Below are 20685 nucleotides of genomic sequence, written 5' to 3' on the forward strand. Positions count from 1 at the left end.
CGTTCATCCCGCGCCGAAGCAAATCCTCACCGCAGATACGAATGAACGGCCCAAGGAAAAGACGACAACGGCGACGCCGCAGAGGGCGCGGACCGTGGCGGTCTCCGGCAAGGATAAACCGGCACCGCAACCCGGGTTGGAGCAAATGGTCGTGATGGTGCCGCAGGTATTGCCGGCGCAGCCCAGGCCAGTGGTGGCAAGTGTCAGGCCCGAGCCTTCCGCGGCAAGCGGGAGCAGGCTTGTGTGTCCGCCGCCGGCGAAGGGTGAAAATCCGGTGATTACCGTGAAGCCTGTCCGGCAGGAGATGGTACCACCGTCCGTGCGGCCGGAGGGCCGTCGGGACAGCGTGTTGCCTGCACCGGACTTGGCAAGGCGGGCGCAAACAGCGGCAAAGGATCCGATCAGCACGCCGGCGACGACTGCGCCAACTTCACCTTCAGCTTCATCCCCAGCTTCACCTCCAACTTTCGCTACCTCAGCTCCTGTATCGAAACAGGAAAAGGCGGCAGTGGGTTCCGTTCCAACACCCGTGAGCAGACCGGCAGACGTAGAAACGAAAGGCACGATAACCACGGCGCGTGCCGAGAGCCCAAAGAACGTCACCGTGGAGCGCGTCTCTGCCAGCGTACCGAGGATGCCTGAATTGCCCGGCAGTAAACCTCTCAGCAAACCGATAGAGCGGTTTTCGCAGCCGATGGCGAACGCGATGCGGGAGATCCAGACCTTCTGGCAGAAACATATTGCGGTCAACAAGACTCCGGCGGCCGCTCCGGTTCCGGTCAAGGCACAGCCTCGTGCGGTTGCGGCACCTGCGCCGGTACCTTCGCAACCCGAGAAGGGTACCGTACCAACCCTGCAATCTGTACGCGCCGCACCACTTGAGGCAAAGCCTACGCGCGCCGCCACACGGGCGGCACAGCCCATACGTGTTGCAGCACCAACGACACCGGCGGAGAAGATCGCAGCGACACCTATGCAGCCCGTCCGTGGCACAGCCCCTGCGGCACCCGTCATACACGCCGTCCCGGCAGCGCAGCCGATGCAGGCAGCGGGGCAGCCGGCACCGGTGGCGCAGCCCGTGCAGGTGGCAAAGCCGGTTCAGCCCATTATCATGCCCAGCAAGCCTATGGAGGAGGCCACAACGCCGGTGCAGGGCAAAAAGAGCGCGACGAAGACTTCACCGCGAACGACGGTACAAAGCGCACCGGCAAAGACGGATCCCATTCAATCGGAACGGCTCGGCGGGACTGAGACCCCTTCTCGGAAGGATGACCGATTGAATGATGGGGAAACGTTGCGGCCAGCCGCCGACGTGATGCCGCGCTCCTTTTGGGGAGTGAAGGTGCACAAGGAAGCCCATCCGCTACACGTGGAGGACGTGTCGCGGGCTCCGGCAACCGATACTGTGCAACAAGGGGCCGTTAAGGCCGTGGAAGGGCACGGAACGCGCGCTGACACGCGGAGCGGCGAGCCGGCAACGGCTTCAGATATGGTCAGGCGGGAGCAGCACACCGATGCCAAGGCGGACAACGGCTTCTCCTCCCATACGCCGGATCAATCCCAGAAGCAGACCCAATCTCCTGAGCCGGTTCGCGCCGTAAGCGAGAAACCGGCAGACGTACCGCATGTGAAGACGGACGAGCCGTCGCAGAGCACACCGCAGGCCGTAACTCCGGGCAAGGAATTCGCGCGGGAAGTCGCCGGGGATGCCGCCGTCAGTTCACCGCTGCCGCGTGCGGTGTTCACCCTTGAGCAGATCAAGGACTTGCAGGCGATGGTGAGTAAGAGTCTGCAAGGGACGCGCACCACGCTGGATGGATCGAAGGAAGCGGTGTTCAAGTGGAATCACGAAGCTTTAGGGCCGCTCGCCTTCCGGATCAGCGCCAAAAACTCCGACGTGGAAATCCGCATTCAGTCCGGGCGAAAGGACGTGGCGGACGCGCTGGAGGAGGGACGTCCGGCAATGGAGCGGATCTTTGCCGATCTGGGCCTGAAGATGGAGCGGTTTGAAGTCAAGGTCCGTGGCGAGGCGATGAGCCATGAGCCGACCACGCAGACGCAAGAGCGCGAGCATTCCCAGCACGGACGTAAGGCGAATTCCGAAGCGGCTACGGGTACGAACATGGATATGGAACTGGAGACCGAGGAGGAGGCCCCGCAGCGGGCACCGGCTTTGGCCGACAGGGAATGGGTTGCCTAAGGCAAGTTTTTCCGCGAGGGGCAAGGCAATTGCCCCTTGTTTTTTAGGTGGTAGAACTTAAAGTGAATGTTTAGGGAAGGTTAACGGGTGGCTTTCGACTGGCCCGGACTTTGCCCAAGTCTAAGTGCCATGAATCAGAAGAGCTTTACCCCCAAACTGATCTGCAAGTGCGGATCGCAGGATTTCGAAACCGTTTTCAGCGGTCGGAATCTGAATGGCCGGCATGAGCACCGCCTTGCGTGTCGCCGTTGCCGAATCGTTGTTCCGGTGGAAAAGACCACCTACGCACTTTATCGTTACTTGAACAGCCACCAGGCGTCCGTTCCGTTTCTTAAACTGTTTGACCTGGGTTAATCGCCATGCCCGTTGATTCTGTCACTTCCGGCTCTGCAACGCCGCCCGCGGATATGATCGGCTCCCGATCCGAGACCATGGGGCAGGCGGATTTTCTGCAGATGCTTACTGCGCAACTCAAGGCACAGGATCCGATGAATCCGTTGCAGGGACAGGAATTTGCCAGCCAGCTCGCGCAGTTCAGCTCCTTGCAGGAACTGCAGAAGATGGGGCAGACGGCGGACCAGACGCTGCAAGCGAATATTCTGCTGGCTCAGACCTTCAACAACACCATGGCGTCGTCGCTGATCGGCAAGACGGTGCGCGCGGACCTGGACCAGGTTGCGCTGGGCGCGTCGGGCAGCGCAGGACTGAGCTATACGCTGCCCAGTCCGGCCACCGAGATTAAGATTGAGATCAAGGACAGTGACGGAAAAACGGTGCGGACACTGAACGTCAATCCCCAAGCTGCGGGCGACCATACGGTGGAATGGGACGGCGTGGACAGCAACGGCCACCGCGTGTCGGCAGGCAATTACACCTACACCATCAGCGCCAAGGGCGCGGACGGCGCCGACGTAAAGGCATCGACCTTCGTGGAAGGCCGGGTGTCGTCGGTGCGCTATGAAAACGGCAACGCCGTGTTGACCGTGGGCGGAATGACCGTGATGCTGGGCCAGGTGATTTCGATCAGCGAATCCGGCAGCGATAACGCGTCGAAGAGAGGATAGCGATGATCGACGCGATCAAACGGCTGCCGCCGCTGCCGGGAGCGCAGGGAATCGATCCGGCGCGGCGGACTCCCGCTCCGGGCGTCTCCGAGACCAGGCAAGGGCCGGAGTTCGGCGATATTTTCCGCGACAAACTGGCCACGGGCGAGCCGCTGACGTTTTCGGCTCACGCACAGTCGCGGTTGATGACACGGAGTATTCACCTCACCGCGCCGCAGATGGAGCGTCTGCAGCACGGCGTCAATCAGGCGGCGCAAAAAGGGGCGCGCGAGTCCCTGGTCGTCATGGACAATCTCGCGTTTATCGTCAGCGTGCCCAACCGGACGGTCGTTACCGCCGTGGATGGGGCCGCCACCAACGGAAATGTTTTTACGCAGATAGACAGCGCAGTCATCGTTTAACTAAACGGGCCGGACCTCGTGTAGGAGGCCCAAAGCGGGTGGATCGACTGAAGCCCGCGGAGGAAATTGCATTATGATGCCATCTTTGTTCAGTGCCGTCTCGGGTCTCTCGAATCACCAGACCCTGATGGACGTTATCGGCGACAACATCGCCAACGTCAACACCATCGGTTTCAAGGGCAGCCGCGTATCGTTTGCCACCGGTTTTTCCCAGTTGCTGCAGGGCGCGGATGCACCGTCCGACAATCGTGGCGGCAAGAACGGAATTGAAGTCGGTCTGGGTATGCGCATCGGATCCATCGACCGCATGTTCAAGCAGGGCAATTTCGAAAACACCGGAAACCGGACGGACCTGGCGATTCAGGGCGACGGCTTCTTTGTGGTGGGCGATGGCAGCTCCAAGTTTTACACACGCGCCGGCGGTTTTCAGGTAGATGCCAACGGCGATCTGCTGGCCTCGGGCGGCCGGTATCACGTGCTGGGCAAACTGGCCGACAAGAATGGCGTGATGGTCAACTCCTCGACCGTCGAACCGCTGAAACTGCCGTTCGGCGAGAAGGACCCGGCCCGCGCGACAACGTCGATCAAATACTTCTGTAACCTCGACGCCAAGGCCTCGACGAAGCGGACCTTTAATGCCTCCATCGCGTTCGCGGAAGACGGCGTTCCGGCGACGGCGGCATCGGCGCTCAATAATCTCGATCAGGTGACCGCTCCGCTGGATGACGGCGACGTCATCACGATTACCGGCACCAACCGCACGGGTACGGCGGTAAGTGTGACCTTCACCTATGGCGCGACCAACGACGGCGTGACGCTGGGCGACGTGATGAACCGGATCAATTCCGTGGCCGGTTATGACAGCTCCGCGCAGACCGGCGCCACCGTAAGCCTTGACGCCTCGGGCAAGCTGATTCTGCGCGACAACCTGAGCGGCACCAGTCTGACGACGATTTCCATGTCGTTTACTGACGGCGGCGCGTCCGCCTCGGCGATGGTGCTGCCGACGTTCGTCAACACCGAGGCCGGTTCCACCGGAACGCACTCGACCTCGATTGACGTGTATGACAGCCGCGGGGAGAAGCATCGTGTGGAACTCACGTTTACGCAGGATGTGACTCAGACCAACGTCTGGAACTGGAACTCGGTGGTGGATGACGGCGCCATCGACTCGATCAACAACCGCCTGACGGGCAGCTCCGGCCAGGTGCGTTTCAATACGGACGGTTCGCTGCAGGCTTTCGAAGGCGGCCCGCTGACCTTTACGCCGCCGGAAGCGCAGGGCATGGTCATCAATCTGAACGGCGGCACTGTGGGAACGTTCGACGGCATTACGCAGTTCGCCTCCCCCAGCACGACCATCGCGCTGAACCAGGACGGCCACGGCATGGGCGTGTTGCAGGACTTTACGGTGGACACCACGGGCAAGATTTCGGGCAGCTACTCCAACGGCATCACGCGGACTCTGGGCCAGATTGCCCTGGCGCGGTTCGCCAACCCGTCGGGCTTGCAGCTCGCCGGTCAGAACGTCTATGGGGCGACAGTAAACTCCGGCGATCCCATGATCGGACTGAGCGGCAATGTGAACCAGGTCTATTCCGGCTATCTGGAAATGTCGAACGTGGACTTGGCCAAAGAATTTACGGACATGATTATCGCGCAGCGCGGATTTCAGGCGAGCGCGAGGGTGATCAGTGTTGCAGACTCACTGCTGAACGAAGTGACGCAGCTCAAGCGGTAAACTCCAAAGGCCGGCGGGGCCGCTGTACGCGGCCCCGCCGGGCCTGCCTGCTGTCACCAGGTTCTCACGTCTTTCTTCTCCTCTCCGCCCTCACACTCTCATGCCGTGCCTCCCCCGGTGCGGCGCTCGACGACTATTCTCGCTGCAAAACACATTCAAACATCGCACAGCTTTTGTGCTGACTCTGGGCGCACCGGCGGCTATTGATCGCCGCCGTGTGTGACCGGTCATGACACCTCACGGGAAGGATTTTACGTGGCTAAAAAATCCGAGGCAACGGAAACCGCGCAGGCCGCCGACGAATCGGCTGCAGCGTCGAAATCATCCGGTCTGATGACGAAGATCGGGATCATCGCCGCCGTGCTGTTGATCCAGATCGCGGGATCCTATTTTCTGCAGAAGACTTTCCTCTTTCAAAACGCCGCGGCGGGCAACTCCAAGGTGGAAGAAAAGAAGCCTGAGCCGTCAAAGGAAAGCGACTCCGAAATGAGCGTGATCATGCTCGATGAGATCGTCGTCAATCCCGCCGAGACCGGCGGACGGCGCTACCTCGTGGTCAGCCTTGGTCTTCAAACCACGGCGCCCGAAGCGGAAAAGTCCATCGAGAAGTTCAAGCCGCTGATCCGCGATGCCTTGATTTCCCTGTTGTCTTCAAAGCACATGGATGAGCTGTCGCGCATTTCCTACCGCGACACTCTGCGGGCGGAGATCAAAGAGGCGACCAACCGCGAACTCCGCAAGATCAAGGTGGATAATGTCGTCTTCAGCAGTTACGTTCTGCAATAAGAAGCCATGAGTAAAATCCTCACCCAAGAAGAGATTGATGCGCTGTTGAAGAGCGTGGTGACGACCCAGTCCTCGACGCCCGTGGCGGAGTCCAAGGACCGGCCGATCCATCTCTACGACTTCAAGCATCCGGATCGCATTTCCAAAGACCAGCTCCGGGCGCTGCGCACGATTCACGATTCGTTCTCCCGCGCCTTCGGCACGTACCTTTCGGGAATGTTGCGCACCCTCGTGGACATCAATCTGCTGTCGATCGATCAGGCCACCTATTCCGAGTACATGCTGTCGCTGTCGGTGCCGTCGTGCATCTACATCATGGCGTCAAAGAACCTCAAGGGCGCGGCGATCATGGAGATATCGCCGCAGTTTGCGCTGACGGTGGTGGACCGCCTGTTGGGCGGCAGCGGCAACCGCGTGGGGAATATCCGCGAATTGACCATTATCGAACAGAACATTCTGCGCAAGATGGTGGAGTCGGGCATCAGTATTCTCACCGATGCCTGGCGGCACATTTACCGCCTGAACCTGTATATCGAATCTTTCGAGTCCAATCCGCAATTCGTGCAGATCGCGCCCGCGTCGGAGACGGCGGCGGTGGTGTCCTTCGAGATTATTATCCGGGACATGACCTTCCCCATGAACCTCTGCTTCCCGTACTTCGTGCTCGATCCGCTGATTCAGAACCTGTCCACGAGCTGGTCGAATGTGGCGACCAAGCGGCTGACCTCGAGGGAAAACGAAAGCCTGCGCACGCGGATCCAGCTTTCCAAGCTGCCGATTGAAGTGCGTCTGGGGTCGGCGAAACTGCACATGAAGGATCTGGCGAAGCTGAGAGTCGGCGACGTTGTGCGCATGGACGAGCGCAGCGACGAGTGCCTGAAAATCATCGTAAACGGTAAGACAAAATTCTGGGGCGAGCCCGGGGTGAGCAAAGCGAGAAAAGCCGTGCGCATCGTGCGCCGCGTTTCCGAAATGGAGGAACTGAACCTTGGATAACGTGCTGTTCAACGATACACTGGATCGGAAGGTCGGCGAAACGGAAGAAAAGTTCCGCTCCATCTTCGAGCAGTCCCTGGCTTCCTTCCTCGAGCGGCAGGTCCCGGTCAGCACTCGCGGGCCGGAGGCCTTCGAGTTCAAGGATATGAAGAGCACCCTGCCGGGCGAGGTCGTGCTGGCGGCGCTGACCGCCACCGAGGGCGGACCGGGCCGCACCCTGTTCGTGCTTTCCAAGGAGAGCGCGGGAATCATCGCCGACCTGCTGCTGATGGGAGACGGCAAGGCTACCTTTTCCTATGAAGAGCATCTCGAACCCATGCGCGACCTGTTCAAGGAAGTCATGGCCGCCTTCTGTTCCGAACTCAGCCTTGAGATCGGGCACCGCGTGGCGTTCGAAGAGGTCAAGGTTACGCTGGTGGACCTGACTCCGGCGGACTTCGTGGGCACCGGATGGATTTCCAACCGGATGGAAATCGGGCTGGCGCCGCAGCACGTCATGTATCGCATCGTTTCGGGTGAATTCTTCGAAACGTGTTTTCCCGAATCCAATGTTCACACCGAGACGCCGGAGATCAGCATTCCGACGGGAGACGACGGGTCGTTCGCGGAAGCGCAGAAAGAGATGGGATTGGTGCTCGACATCGAACTGCCGATTTCCATCGAGCTGGGGCGCACCGCCATGCTCATCCGCGACATCGTCAAACTGGCGCCGGGTTCGATTGTGGAACTGGACAAGCTGTCCGGCGAGCCGGTGGATCTGCTGGTAAACGGCAAGATGTTCGCCCGCGGCGAAGTGGTGGTGGTCGATGAGAATTTCGCCATCCGCATCACGGAGCTGGTAACGCCGGCGGAGTATTCGCGAGGCCGTTCCAACTAAGCATGCTGCTGCAACTTCTTAAAACGATTGCCGCCCTGGCGGGCATTCTGGGGCTGATCTTCGGTTTGGCCTATCTGGTCAAGCGTTTCAATCTGGCCGGGCCGCGCGCCGACGGGGGCACGGAGGGCTGGCGGCTGCTGGGCATTCGCGCTTTGGGGCCGAAGCGGCAGGTGTACGTGCTGGAAGTCGGCAGCCATGTGTTGCTGATCGGCACCACCGACCGCACGATGTCCACGCTGATGGAGATTTCGGATCCTGCGGAAAAAGAGAAATTGATCGGGGCGCTGACGAAGCCGAAACGGACCATCACCAGCTTTCAGGACCTCTTGCGCAGGGCGGAATCGTGAAGAAAATGCTTGTCAGGATATTCGGAATCGCCGCTGGATTGCTGTGCACGCTGCATGTTGCCGCAGCGCAGACGATACCCAGCATGACCTTGAAGGTGTCGCAGGGGCAGGATCCGGGCGACGTGGTGCCGACGCTGCAAATCGTCGGGCTGATGACGCTGCTGGCCCTGGCACCGTCGCTGGTGCTGATGATGACCAGCTTCACGCGGATTCTCATCGTGCTGCATTTCCTGCGGCAGGCGATGGGCACGCAGCAGGTGCCGCCGGCGCAGCTTGTGGTGGCCCTCGCGCTGGTACTGACGTTCTTTGTCATGCAGCCGACGCTGAACGCGGTGAACGACAACGCGCTGAAGCCGTACATGGCGAAGACGATCGATCAAAAAACCGCGCTGGCCAACGCCACGCAACCCTTCAAGGATTTTATGCTGCGGCAGGTGCGGGAGCGCGACCTTGCGCTGTTCGTCAATCTGTCGGGTCAGCCGCGCCCGGCCAGCCAGGCGGATATCAGCCTCGGCGTGCTGGTGCCGGCCTTTGTGATCAGCGAGCTGCGGATCGCTTTCCAGATCGGCTTTGTGCTCTACCTTCCCTTCCTGATTATCGACATGGTCGTATCCTCGATTCTGCTCGCCATGGGCATGATGATGCTGCCGCCGGTAACCGTCAGCCTTCCCTTCAAGATTCTGCTGTTCGTGATGGTGGACGGCTGGTACCTTGTCGTCGAATCCCTCGTCAAAAGTTTTCACTGAAAGATCAGCCGTGACTCAGGAACTTGCCCTCTATTTGACCAGCCAGGCGCTTACCACCGCGCTGATGGTCAGCGCGCCGTTACTCATTGCGGGCCTCGTGGTCGGCGTGGGAATCTCCATCTTTCAGGCGGTAACGCAAATCAATGAAATGACGCTGTCCTTTATCCCGAAGATCGTCGTCACGGCGTTTGTGCTGCTCTTGACGATTCCGTGGATGGCGTCCAAGGTCACCGACTTTTTCCGCTACTGTTTCGAAATCATCCCGCAGGTGTCCCGATGAACGAGCGTGAACGCGTGGCAACGGTGCTGCGCAACATCACGGCGCTGCCGACGCTGCCCGACGTGGCGGTGAAACTGCTGGAGCTGGGCGAGAAGCCCACGACTTCGGCAGGCGATCTTGCCCGGCTGGTGGAGCGGGACATGTCTTTGGCGACCCGGGTGCTGCGGCTGGTCAATTCATCGTTCTTCGGCGTGCGCCGCGAAGTCACCAGCATTCAGCATGCCGTCATGATTCTTGGAGTGTCGAACCTGAGGAGCATTGTGCTCTCGGGCGCGGTCTCGGATCTGTTCGACCGCAAAGGCGCGGTGGGGAGCTTCAACCGGGAAGAATTCTGGAAGCATTCCGTGGCGGTGGCGGCAACCTCGCGCATCATTGCGCAGAAAGTGAAACTGGTCGATGCGGAAATCGCTTTCACCGCAGGGCTGATTCATGACATGGGCAAGGTGGTGGTAGACCGCTATCTGCACCCCGAATTCGTGCGCGTGGTGGAGCTGCTGGATGACCCGGAAATGACCATGCGCAACGCGGAGAATACCGTGCTGGGCGTCAACCATGCCGAGATCGGTCATCACCTGGCGGTCTACTGGAATCTGCCGGAGATCCTGCTGGAGGCGGTGGGCTATCATCATCGCCCGCTGGAGGCTCCCGAATACCGCTCTGTGGCGGCGATTGTGGGCACGGCGGATGCGTTAGTGCGCCATCTGGGAATCGGACAGGGGGGTGGGGCAAACTGGCCAGTGCAGGAAGCGACACTGAAACTGTGCGACCTGACCACGGAATCCTATGCAGAGTTGGAGACTCGCCTCGCCGACGAATTGCCGGAGCAGGTCAACGGCTATGCGAGTCAGGAGTAGCGCGAATCCGACGCGTCCTTGCCATGCCGATTGACATCCACCAGATCGAGTTCTTTGTTCTTGTCTTCATCCGCATCGCGGGCGCGCTGGCGGTTTTGCCGCTGTTTTCCCATTCGGCCATCCCGGCCATGCTCAAGGCGGGGTTGGCGGGGGCCATCGCCCTGCTGCTGGTGCCGACTCTTTCGGGCTCCATGCCCGCGCCCAGCGGAACGATTCTCGACTTCTTCATGCTGGCCTTCCGGGAAACCGTGTGCGGAATGTTGATCGGATTCGCGGGGCAGTTTCTGTTTTACGCGGTGGACATTGCCGGGCAGCTCATTGGGTTCCAGGCGGGCTTTTCGGTGGTCTCTTCGATTGACCCCAACACCGAGGCGCAGAGCACGGTGATTACGCAGATGTACAATCTGACGGCGATGCTGGTATTTCTGGCGATCAACGGCCACCACGCGATGCTGAAAGCGGTGTGCGACAGCTTCCACGTTATTCCCATCGGCAAGCTGACCGTGGATTCGCGCCTCTTCGACTGGACCATGCTCTCGATCAAGGATGTGATGGTGGACGGTATCCGGCTGGCGGCTCCACTGATGGTGACGCTGCTGCTGACCGACGTGGGGCTGGGGATTCTCACACGCGTTGCGCCAACGCTTAACGTGTTCGTAATCGGCTTCCCGCTGAAGATCGCGATTACCCTGATGATGGTTTCCATGACGCTGGGCGTGGTGGTGTCGATCTTCACCACGCAGTTTGGCGACTACGTGCATCAGGCGCCGGCGTTTCTGAAGTTGCTGACGGGGCCATGAGTTTTCAAGATCCATCCAAAACCGAAGCGCCGACACCCCGGCGCCGTGCAAAAGCGCGGGAAGAGGGGAATGTCGCGCGGAGCATGGAGCTGAATTCAGCCGTTGTGCTGGTGGTATCGTCTCTGATGCTGCTCTGGTTCGGCGGTCAGCTTACGGCGGGACTGAAGCAGATCATGATCAGCCTCTTCCGCCATATGGGGACGATGGAGATCACGACGGGTTCCCTGCCGGTGTACATGTGGATGGGGATGAAGGCCGTCGCCTTCCTGGTTGCGCCGATTTTTCTCGGCATCATGGTGGCGGGTGTGGCGGTCAACGTCGGGCAGGTGGGTTTCAAGATCACCGGCAAGAACGCCTATCCGAAGTTCTCGCGCATCAATCCGATTTCCGGATTCCAGCGGCTGTTCACCATGCGCTCGCTGGTGGAACTGGGCAAAAGTCTGCTGAAGCTTGCGGTGATCGGCGGCGTGGTTTACCTGACGATTGCATCGCAGTACGGCACCATCTACAATCTCTCGCGCATTCCCGTCGAGAACTTGGGGATCATTGTGGGGAAGACAGTGGTGCGGCTGTTTCTGGTCGTGTCGCTCTCGCTCATAGTTATCGGCATCCTCGACTATATCTATAACCGCTTCGAGTTCGAAAAGTCCTTGAAAATGACCAAGGAAGAGGTGAAGGAAGAGGCGAGGCAGAGTGATGGTGATCCGAAGGTCAAGGGCAAGATCCGCGAGACCATGTTCAAGAACGCTTACCGGCGGATGATGCAGAAGGTGCCGGAGGCGGATGTGGTGCTGGCGAACCCGATTCACTTGGCGGTTGCGCTGAAATATGACCGAACCAAGGGCAACGCGCCGATCGTCGTGGCAAAGGGCGCGCGCAAGGTGGCGGAACGCATCAAGCAGATTGCCCGGGAGCATGATATTCCGGTGATCGAAAACCCGCCGCTGGCCCGGGCCCTGTACAAGGCGGTGGAAATCGGCGACGAGATCCCCGCGGATCTTTACAAAGCGGTGGCGGAAGTGCTGGCTTACGTGTATCGTCTGAAACGTAAATTCTTCGGAGTGGCCTGATAAGATATGGGCGCGGCAAAACCGAAAGTCATGATGCCGGGAACCAAGAGCAACGGTTCGGCAATGAAGAGCCTCCTGTCCCACAGCGATATCGGGATGGCGCTGGCCCTGGTAGCGATTATCGTGGTGATGGTGATTCCCATTCCCACCTTTCTGATTGATATTTGCCTGGCCCTGTCCATCGCCCTCTCGCTCTCGATTCTGCTGACGGCTCTGTATGTCAAGGAGCCGCTGGAGTTCTCCGTATTTCCCGGCCTGCTGCTGGTGACGACGCTGTTTCGCCTTGCCATGAACGTGGCTACCACCCGGCAGATTCTCGGCCAGGGGTATGGTGGCGAAATCATTCAGGCGTTCGGCAGTTTTGTGATCAAGGGCAACTACGTTGTCGGTATCATCATCTTCCTCGTGCTGGTGGTGATTAACCTTGTGGTGATCACCAAGGGCTCGGGACGTATTGCGGAAGTTGCCGCGCGGTTTACCCTCGATGCCATGCCCGGCAAGCAGATGGCGATTGACGCCGATCTGAATCAGGGCCTGATCGATGAGCGCGAAGCCCGCCGCCGCCGCGACAAGATTCACCGCGAAGCCGACTTCTACGGCGCGATGGACGGCGCGTCCAAGTTTGTGCGCGGAGACGCCGTGGCCGGCCTGCTGATTGTCGGCATCAACATTTTCGGCGGATTTGCCATTGGCATGTTCCAGATGAAGATGGGTTTCGCGCAGGCGCTGCAGACGTTTACCACGCTGACGGTAGGTGACGGCCTGGTTTCGCAGATTCCGGCGCTGATTACCTCTGTTGCCGCCGGTATTACCGTAGCCCGTGCCGCCTCCGAGAATAATCTCGGGCGTGAAATTGCTTCTCAGCTTCTATCCTATCCCCGCGCGATCTACGTGGCGTCCGGTGTGCTGGCCTTCTTTGCCATCACGCCCGGCATGCCTACCATCCCGTTCTTGATCCTGTCCGCCTCCCTGTTTGCTCTTGCGCGGCTCTCCGCCGAAGCGGCGAAGCATCCCGCGCCCGCCCAAGCCGAGGCCGAGCAGGCCGAAGCCGCCGCCAAGAAGAAGCCCGAGCGTGTGGAGGACTTTGTGCTGGTGGATCCTTTGGAAATCGAAATCGGCTACGGCCTGATTCCGCTGGTGGAAGGCGGCCCGGGCGGAGACCTTCTGGACCGCATCACCAGTCTGCGGCGGCAATTTGCCATGCAGACCGGGCAGGTAATTCCGCCCGTACGCATCCGTGACAACACCCAGCTTGCGCCGAATCTGTATGTGATGAAGATCCGTGGCACCGAAGTGGGACGCAGCGAACTGCGCCCGAACATGCTGCTGGCTTTGACTCCGGGCGATGGCGCGCCGCGCATCGAAGGCGTTCCCACCCGCGAACCGAGCTTCGATCTGCCCGCCATCTGGATTCCGCGCCATGACAAGGAGCGCGCTCAGACCTCCGGTTACACGGTGATTGAACCCGCCGCCGTGGTCTGCACGCATCTCTCCGAGATCCTGAAGAAGGAAGGCTTCCGCCTGATGTCCCGCGACGCCGTGCAGGAGCTGATCGACGCGGTGAAGAGGACGCACAAGACAGTAGTCGAGGAACTGGTGCCGGGTCAGCTCGGAATCGGACAGATTCAGAAGGTCCTGCAGAATCTGCTGCGGGAAGGCCTGCCGATCCGGGATATGGTCACCATACTGGAAACCCTTGCCGACTACGCGCCAATCACCAAGGACACCGATTATCTGACCGAGGCGGTGCGGGTTGCGCTCTCCGCGGCGATCGCTCACCGCTATGAAGATGAGCCCGGCAAGCTGACGGCGCTGACGGTGGATCCCAAGCTGGAGCAGATGATTGCCGACGGTTTACGGACCTCCGCAAAAGAAGGCACGGAGTTCGCACTACCAGGTGCTATAGCTCATAAATTGGCCGATAAACTGCGGGATCTGTCCAAAACCATGCTGGCGCGCGGCTTCCAGCCCATACTGGTTACAGCGCCGGGAGTACGCAGTTTCGTCCGCCGGATGATCGAGCCGGAAATTCCCAACCTGATCGTGCTCTCGATCGGGGAATTGCCGCCTGCCACGAAGATTTTTCCCATGGGTATGGTCAACCTTGAAGGATAAGCGACCATGAAGACTCAAAAGTTCACCGCGCCGACCATGAAAGAAGCTCTGGCCAAGGTTAAGGAAGCCTTGGGCGAGGATGCCTTAATCATCAAATCGGAGAAGGTTAAATCGGACGGCGTACTGGGCTTCTCGCGGCAGGAAGTGATTGAAGTCACGGCGGCCCGTCCGGAAGAAGTTAAAGCAGACCTGCACAGTGGCCCCGAATTTGCTGAGACTCTACAGGAGACCCTGTCCAAGCCACCTGTTCAGGAGATCCCCGAACGCGAATCCATGGACCTGAGCAATCTGAATAGCGAAGTCAAACGGCTCCGCGAAGACCTGATGGATATCGGCAAGTTTATCAAGTATAACAACTTGCCAAATATGCCTCGGGAACTGGTGCGGGTTTGGGAGACTATGGGAGAGTCCGGCATCAACAAGGAGTGGGCTACCGATCTGGCGCAGGATGCTCTGGTCAGATTGGGCGCAGAAGAGCTGATCTCTGCCCCCGCCGTCGAGAACTACCTGATTTCCAAGCTGTCCACAGCGGTTCGGCCTGCCCCTCAACTTCAGTTGAAGCGTTCGACGCCTTTTAAGGTGATGCTGGTGGGCGCTCCCGGAGCGGGGAAGACCACCTTAATTCAGAAATTAGCTTCCGATCCCCTGGGCTACGCCAAACGCAAGATCGGCCTGATATCGCTGGACACTCATCGCATGGCGGCGATTGAGCAGATCCGCGCCTTTGCCCGCATCGCGGGCACACCCTTGGAAGTTGTCTTCCAACCGGAGCAAGCGGCGGCGGCACTCTCGCGGCTGGCTTCCTGCGAAGTAATCCTGATTGATACTCCCGGATGTTCGGTCGGCGACAGCGACCGCCGGGCTTTGATGAAACAGTTCATTGACGCGCTTGACCCCGATGAAGTTCATCTGATCCAGAACTCATCTGTGCGCGACGAAGACCTGATCTTCGCCTGCCGCCTGTTCCGGGATCTGGGAATTACCCATCTTGGCTTCACGCGGCTCGACGAGTCGCTGCGGCAGGGCTATCTTCTCAATGTGGTTAAGGCGGCGGAGCGGCCGGTAGCCTGGCTCAGCAAGGGACAGGGATTTATGGGCTGTCTGGAGCGGTTTACCACCGAACATCTGCGGCGCTGGACGGCTTTAACCGCAGCGGCGAACGTTGCTTCCGAGCAACCGAGAGTTGCCGAAGCCTTGAAGAAGTGAGACGGTAAACCCCATGCCCCGCGCCGCCACGTCTGATCTTTTTGAGCTGCTGAAGCTGCTGCGGCGCATTGTTGTGCTTGGCGTGGCCGCCTACGGTCTGGCCCGCGAAATGCCCTATACCACCTTAGCTGTACGGCTGGCCGCCCTCTGGGCCGTGCTCTATATCAGTTCCGGTCTGGTGGACATCGTGTTCCGGCGCCTGAGTTATCAGGCGGCGCAGAGCGAAGAACAAAAAGACGAACAAGCGGATGCCCCGAACCCGTCTGGAGCGAATCTTCCGGTGATGAGCGAGAATCGAGCCTCATAAGCGTCTATGAAAGCCATTAATCCAGCGATCGCAGGATGGGAAGCCTACACCCAGTCCCGCACTCCCGAAATGCGCGAGAAGCTGTTGCTGCAGTATCTGCCGCTGGTGCGCCGCGTGGCAAGCCGGATGCTGGGATCGCTGCCGCGCAGCGTACGCCTCGACGATCTTGTTTCCGCGGGAGTTGTTGGGCTGCTCTCCTCTCTGGATGCTTTCGATCCGACCCTCGGCGTCAAGTTCGAAACGTTTGCCATGAACCGCATTCGCGGCGCGATGGTAGACAGCTTGCGTGAACTGGATTGGGTTCCGCGCTCGGTGCGCCAGAAGGCCCGCCAGCTCGAACGCACGATGGAAGAACTGGTGCAGAAGCTTGGCCGGATGCCCGAGGACGCCGAAGTCTCGGACCGGCTTGGACTATCGGTAGAAGGTTATCAGGCGCTGATGGAAGAGGTCAACGTGACCGTGCTGCTGTCGCTCGATGATGCCTTTCCGAACCAGAACGGCGACGGAAGCTGCCTGTCGGAGATTGCGGCCGATCCCAATGCCGAGTCCAGCCATGAGCGCATGGAAGAACTTGAGCTGCGCGGCCTCTTAGTGGATAACCTGAAGAAGCTGCCGGAGCAGGAAAAGCTGGTGCTGGCTCTGTACTACTATGAAGAGCTGACCTTCAAGGAAATCGGCGACGTTTTGAAACTGACGGAATCGAGAGTCTCACAAATCCATAGTAAGGCGATCTTGAAGCTCCGGTCCAGTGTCCGCCAGACGATGAACCAATGAGGCGGCAGGGGCAGGAGCGGAGGTAGCTCATGATACAGCCCCTCGAAGAAAAGAGAAATCCCGGTGAATATATTAACCGGGTGAAACGGGTGGAGCATGATCACGGCCCGGGCTCGCGGGATTTCGCCTATGAGGTTGGCGAGATTTCCGAGGAGCAGCAGAAGCGCCGGCAGCCTCCGCACGAGTTCGGTGAAGATACGTACGAGCATTCGGAAGAAGAGGCCGGCGCTCCCGAGGCCGGACCGAATGACGACGCCAGGCACGGAACCACGCCCCCGCCTTCGGACGAAGGCAGCTTAGATATTACCATCTGATATGTCTCTCCGCACATTCTTCTCCATGACCCTGCTTCGCGTGGCGCTTCTCGGAAGCATGGCCCTCAGCGCCTTCGCCGCGCCCAACAATGCGTTGCTCGACGTCCGCATCGGCACTCACAAACAGTTTGACCGTGTGGTGTTCGAGCTTCAGAGCGCCCTTGTGCCGTCGGTAAAGGTCAAGGACGGCCAGCGGATCGAAGTGCGGTTCAGCGGAGTCAACGTGCCGCAGAATTTCTCATTGCCTTCTCTGCCGCCCGATCTGACGATCCTGAAGCGCATCGATGCCTTCCGTGAAGGGGAGGACATTCTATTCGACCTCACGTTGGTGCGCGACGCCACTCCCACGGAATTGCCTCTGATGGGCACTCCCTGGCGGCTGGCCATTGACCTTGCCCCGCGCACCGCGGCGGCACCACCCGAGAAGAAACCCGAGTATATTCCGGGCGATTTGCCCATTCCTACAAAGTTAGCCGGTGAGGATGTGACCGAGGCTCCGGAAGATCCGGCGCAGGCTCATGCGGTGCTGGCCTACTTCTATCTGGATCGCGGCGATACGGCCAATGCGGCGCAGGAAGCCCTGGCGTATCAGCAGATCACGGGCAAGGCCTTGGATCTGTCTGCCCGAACCGTGGCCAAAGCCACGCCGACGCCGCCTCCTCCACGACCGCAGAGTGCCCAGGCCAAGCAGGGCTTTTGGCCGAAGAAGTGGCCGAAGCTGGTCATTCCTACTCCCGTGATCTGGCTGATCATCTTTGGCGGCGGGTTGCTGGGTGGTCTGGCGATCAGAGGCGGTATCCGTCCGCCGCGTTTGCGCATGCCCAAGCTTCCCCAGCGCAAAAAGAAGCCGCAAAGCCAGGACATGGAAACGGAACTTTCGGACGATCTGCAAGCCCTCGAAGAGGCCGTTGCCCAGGAGCCGCCGCGCAAGGCCGCGCCTGCCGCACCGCCACCGCCGGAAAGGGAATTAATTCCCGAGCCGGTGCTTGAGGAAGAACAGGAGGTCCGGGAGAGTCTGATGGATCGCCGTGTACGCCGCGTGCTGGAACTCAATCGTGAGGGCCGCAGTGTCACGGATATCGCTGAAGAACTGCAAATGGGCCAGGATGAAGTAAAGCTTATTCTCGATCTCAACCAATAATTCGAAGGGTTTCTGTTTTGTCTATCCTGCGCATGCCGATGCGCGTCGGTGAAGTATTGTCCGCCACCGTGCGCCGTAAATTGTCCGAGAACCGCGTGCTGATCTCTTTGAAAGGCCACACTCTCGTTGCCGAACCGGAGCACGACGTCAGCCCCGGGGACGAAATCTCGGTGCAAGTGTTGACGATTTTCCCGCGCATCCGGCTTCGCGTGCTGACCGCGCCGCTGGCCGCAGACGCCAGTCGCCGCCGACCGCCCCTCGACCTGCATACCTGACCCGACCATGACGCCACAAGCGGCAGGGAAAACTCTGCCGCTTTTTGTTTACCCCCGCCGCCTTCAAGCTCTTCTCTAACTTTCCTATTCACAGGCCTTTAATTTGCGCTAAGTTTCGCGTGAAGGTGTTATAACGTTTGGCACCTTCCTTGCATCCTTTCCTTTAGCGAAAATGGAAGTTTGCAATGATTAAAGGCATCTACACGTCCGCCATGGCCATGCGGCAGGGTATCCTTAAGCAGGAAATCACTGCCAACAATCTGGCTAACGCGGGAACCACCGGCTTCAAACGCGACCGTCTCTTTGCGCAGGAATTGACCTCGGCGCAGGGCGATCCTGTCACGTCCGATCCCCTCTCCAAGAACGTCAGCCATTGGACGGAGTTCTCGCAGGGCGCCTTTGTGCCAACCGGCGAGACCATGGATTTCGCGCTGCAGAACAAGGGCTTCTTTGTGCTTTCCGACGGCCAGGGCGAATTCTACACCCGCAACGGGCACTTCGAGCGTTCCGCCGAAGGCCTGCTGGTTGACGTCCAGGGCCGCATGGTGCAGGGCGAAGGCGGGAATATCTCACTGCCCAACGGACTGGTCACGGTGTCTCCGGAAGGCCGCGTCAACGTGGACGGCGTGATGGTGGACCGCCTGCGCGTGGTGGATTTCGACAATCCCCAGACCCTGCGCAAGGCCGGAGGCTCCGCCTTTGCCAAGTCTCCCGAGACCAGCGGCGATATGCCGGTGGATGCTCCGGTCGTTCGTCAGGGCTTTCTGGAAAATTCCAACGTGGATGCGGTCAAGGAAATGGTGGAGATGATTTCCACCTCGCGCAACTACGAGATTAACGCCAAGCTGGTGACCACGCAGGATGACACGCTGCGCCAGGTTGTCGGCGAAATGGGCCGAGTCTAACCCCCACCCATCCTATGATCAAATCGCTGTATTCCGCGGCTTCGGGCATGAACGCCCAGCAGACGAACCTCGACAACGTAGCGAACAACATCGCCAACGCCAACACGACCGGCTTCAAGCGCAGCCGCGTGGAGTTTCAGGATTTGGTCTATGAAACTCTGCGTGGCACCTCCGCTACGGCGCAAGGAACCTCGGTGCCGGTGGAGTTGCAGATCGGCGGCGGTACCAAGCCTGTGGCGACCGTGCGCAACTTCGAAACCGGGACCCCGCAGGAAACCGGGAATCCGCTGGACATGATGATCCGCGGCGACGGCTTCTTTCAGGTGTTGATGCCCGACGGCTCGCGTGGCTACACGCGCGATGGATCGTGGAAGACCTCTTCCAACGGCCAGGTTGTCAACGCCGACGGCCTTCCTATGGAGCCCCCGCTGACCATACCGCAGGACGCCACCGGCGTCACGATTCAGACCGACGGGCGTGTGATGGTGACCACCGCCACGGCCACCGAGCCTACCGAACTGGGCCGTGTTGAACTGGCGCGCTTTGTCAATCCAGCCGGACTGACCAGCCTCGGCGGCAACCTTTATAAGCAGACCGTTGCTTCCGGTGATCCGATTGTGGCGCAGGCCGGCCTTGACGGCACGGGCACCCTCGATCAGGGCTACATCGAAAGCTCCAATGTGAAGATCGTCAACGAGATGATCGCCATGATCACCGCGCAGCGATCCTATGAATTGAATTCCAAGTCGGTCAAGACCGCCGATGACATGATCGGCATCGCCACCAGCCTTAAGCGGTAACATGAATACGCGCTTCAGTCTTCTCATTACCCTTCTTATCCCCCTGTGCCTGCATGCGGAAACCGCCGAGTGCCTTGTGCAGCGGCTGATTGCCGATGCCTGGTCGCCGCGCAGTGCGCGCGTGGAGTGGACGTTCAGCGGCAAGGTTCCCGCGGACTTGGGCGCGCATGATGACTGGAAGCTGTGTGAGCCGCGTCCAACGCGCCTGGCGGGAAACATCATTCTGGCCTTTGAGCGCACGGATGGCGGCGCCACCCGGCGGATCGTCGTCACGGGCACAGCGCATGTTTTTGGGCCTTGCCTGACGGTGAAGCAGACGGTTCCCGCCGGCCAGCCGGTGCAGGTTGCGAATCTTGACAGTATCAGCGCCGAATGGACCTATCTTAATGGCGATGCGGCGCAACTGTCCGATTTCTCAGCGGCCAAGGTCGCCACCCGGGCATTGACGCAGGGCAAGCCCATCACCACGCGGGACATCAAGGGCGCCAAACTGGTGCATCGCGGGCAAAACGTCAGTGTTTATTATGCCGAAGGCTCCGTGCGCATCCGGATTTCGGGACGCGCGCTCTGTGACGGCGCCATGGGCGATGTGGTTCCCGTGTCTACGGAACTTGTCGCGTCGCGCCGCCTGAGCGGCACCGTCAGCGCCGATGGTTCGATTCAACTCGAGAGATAAGAGAGGCTTC

At 59.9% G+C, this 20685-nt stretch carries 24 protein-coding genes; 23 read left to right on the forward strand and 1 reads right to left on the reverse strand.

Annotation, left to right across the window (positions count from 1 at the left end):
- Positions 1-3: 3 nt before the first annotated feature.
- Positions 4-750, reverse strand: coding sequence for a hypothetical protein (locus tag VGL38_09935; GenBank protein ID HEY3295748.1), 747 nt, complete (start codon positions 748-750; stop codon positions 4-6).
- A 223-nt stretch (positions 751-973) separates the two neighbouring features.
- On the opposite strand from VGL38_09935, the gene VGL38_09940 reads away from it, so the two are divergent.
- From VGL38_09940 to flgA, 23 genes are all read left to right on the forward strand, one after another.
- On the forward strand, positions 974-2200 hold the full coding sequence (locus tag VGL38_09940; GenBank protein ID HEY3295749.1) for a flagellar hook-length control protein FliK: 1227 nt from the start codon (positions 974-976) through the stop codon (positions 2198-2200).
- 359 nt (positions 2201-2559) lie between these two features.
- Complete coding sequence (locus tag VGL38_09945; protein HEY3295750.1) at positions 2560-3264, forward strand: FlgD immunoglobulin-like domain containing protein; 705 nt, start codon at positions 2560-2562, stop codon at positions 3262-3264.
- 2 nt (positions 3265-3266) lie between these two features.
- Positions 3267-3665: a TIGR02530 family flagellar biosynthesis protein gene (locus VGL38_09950; protein ID HEY3295751.1), complete on the forward strand. Its 399-nt coding sequence runs from the start codon at positions 3267-3269 to the stop codon at positions 3663-3665.
- Positions 3666-3738: 73 nt separating this feature from the next.
- On the forward strand, positions 3739-5406 hold the full coding sequence (locus tag VGL38_09955; GenBank protein ID HEY3295752.1) for a flagellar hook protein FlgE: 1668 nt from the start codon (positions 3739-3741) through the stop codon (positions 5404-5406).
- Between the two features lie 255 nt (positions 5407-5661).
- The gene (locus tag VGL38_09960; GenBank protein ID HEY3295753.1) at positions 5662-6192 is read left to right on the forward strand and encodes a flagellar basal body-associated FliL family protein; all 531 of its coding nucleotides are present in this window, start codon (positions 5662-5664) and stop codon (positions 6190-6192) included.
- A gap of 6 nt (positions 6193-6198) precedes the next feature.
- Complete coding sequence (gene fliM / locus VGL38_09965; protein ID HEY3295754.1) at positions 6199-7188, forward strand: flagellar motor switch protein FliM; 990 nt, start codon at positions 6199-6201, stop codon at positions 7186-7188.
- A gap of 1 nt (position 7189) precedes the next feature.
- A complete protein-coding gene (gene fliN, locus VGL38_09970; GenBank protein ID HEY3295755.1) occupies positions 7190-8065 on the forward strand; it encodes a flagellar motor switch protein FliN in 876 nt (291 codons plus the stop codon).
- Positions 8066-8067: 2 nt separating this feature from the next.
- The gene (locus VGL38_09975) at positions 8068-8412 is read left to right on the forward strand and encodes a flagellar biosynthetic protein FliO (GenBank protein HEY3295756.1); all 345 of its coding nucleotides are present in this window, start codon (positions 8068-8070) and stop codon (positions 8410-8412) included.
- A gap of 5 nt (positions 8413-8417) precedes the next feature.
- Positions 8418-9158 carry a flagellar type III secretion system pore protein FliP gene (gene fliP / locus VGL38_09980; protein ID HEY3295757.1) on the forward strand — a complete coding sequence of 247 codons (741 nt, stop codon included), beginning with the start codon at positions 8418-8420 and terminating at the stop codon, positions 9156-9158.
- A 10-nt stretch (positions 9159-9168) separates the two neighbouring features.
- Positions 9169-9438, forward strand: coding sequence for a flagellar biosynthesis protein FliQ (gene fliQ / locus VGL38_09985; protein ID HEY3295758.1), 270 nt, complete (start codon positions 9169-9171; stop codon positions 9436-9438).
- Entirely contained in the window at positions 9435-10292 is an 858-nt protein-coding gene (locus tag VGL38_09990) for an HDOD domain-containing protein (GenBank protein HEY3295759.1), read from the forward strand. The genes fliQ and VGL38_09990 overlap by 4 nt, the downstream gene beginning before the upstream one ends.
- 23 nt (positions 10293-10315) lie before the next feature.
- Positions 10316-11092, forward strand: a complete 777-nt coding sequence (gene fliR / locus VGL38_09995) for a flagellar biosynthetic protein FliR (GenBank protein HEY3295760.1) — start codon at positions 10316-10318, stop codon at positions 11090-11092.
- Positions 11089-12162, forward strand: a complete 1074-nt coding sequence (gene flhB, locus VGL38_10000) for a flagellar biosynthesis protein FlhB (protein ID HEY3295761.1) — start codon at positions 11089-11091, stop codon at positions 12160-12162. Before fliR ends, flhB begins: the two co-directional genes overlap by 4 nt.
- Positions 12163-12168: 6 nt before the next feature.
- On the forward strand, positions 12169-14277 hold the full coding sequence (flhA, locus tag VGL38_10005) for a flagellar biosynthesis protein FlhA (protein HEY3295762.1): 2109 nt from the start codon (positions 12169-12171) through the stop codon (positions 14275-14277).
- A 6-nt stretch (positions 14278-14283) separates the two neighbouring features.
- Positions 14284-15483 carry a GTPase gene (locus tag VGL38_10010; protein HEY3295763.1) on the forward strand — a complete coding sequence of 400 codons (1200 nt, stop codon included), beginning with the start codon at positions 14284-14286 and terminating at the stop codon, positions 15481-15483.
- 13 nt (positions 15484-15496) lie between these two features.
- Positions 15497-15790: a hypothetical protein gene (locus VGL38_10015; protein HEY3295764.1), complete on the forward strand. Its 294-nt coding sequence runs from the start codon at positions 15497-15499 to the stop codon at positions 15788-15790.
- A gap of 6 nt (positions 15791-15796) precedes the next feature.
- Positions 15797-16564 carry a FliA/WhiG family RNA polymerase sigma factor gene (locus VGL38_10020; protein HEY3295765.1) on the forward strand — a complete coding sequence of 256 codons (768 nt, stop codon included), beginning with the start codon at positions 15797-15799 and terminating at the stop codon, positions 16562-16564.
- 29 nt (positions 16565-16593) lie between these two features.
- Positions 16594-16878, forward strand: a complete 285-nt coding sequence (locus VGL38_10025) for a hypothetical protein (GenBank protein HEY3295766.1) — start codon at positions 16594-16596, stop codon at positions 16876-16878.
- Positions 16879-16903: 25 nt separating this feature from the next.
- Positions 16904-18019, forward strand: a complete 1116-nt coding sequence (locus VGL38_10030) for a hypothetical protein (protein HEY3295767.1) — start codon at positions 16904-16906, stop codon at positions 18017-18019.
- A gap of 17 nt (positions 18020-18036) precedes the next feature.
- The gene (locus VGL38_10035; GenBank protein HEY3295768.1) at positions 18037-18294 is read left to right on the forward strand and encodes a hypothetical protein; all 258 of its coding nucleotides are present in this window, start codon (positions 18037-18039) and stop codon (positions 18292-18294) included.
- A 185-nt stretch (positions 18295-18479) separates the two neighbouring features.
- On the forward strand, positions 18480-19199 hold the full coding sequence (gene flgF / locus VGL38_10040) for a flagellar basal-body rod protein FlgF (GenBank protein ID HEY3295769.1): 720 nt from the start codon (positions 18480-18482) through the stop codon (positions 19197-19199).
- Between the two features lie 14 nt (positions 19200-19213).
- Entirely contained in the window at positions 19214-19999 is a 786-nt protein-coding gene (gene flgG / locus VGL38_10045; protein HEY3295770.1) for a flagellar basal-body rod protein FlgG, read from the forward strand.
- A 1-nt stretch (position 20000) separates the two neighbouring features.
- Positions 20001-20675 carry a flagellar basal body P-ring formation chaperone FlgA gene (gene flgA, locus VGL38_10050; GenBank protein ID HEY3295771.1) on the forward strand — a complete coding sequence of 225 codons (675 nt, stop codon included), beginning with the start codon at positions 20001-20003 and terminating at the stop codon, positions 20673-20675.
- The last annotated feature ends 10 nt before the right edge of the window (positions 20676-20685 follow it).

The organism is bacterium (assembly GCA_036504735.1).
Classification (GTDB): Bacteria; Electryoneota; RPQS01; order RPQS01; family RPQS01; genus DASXUQ01.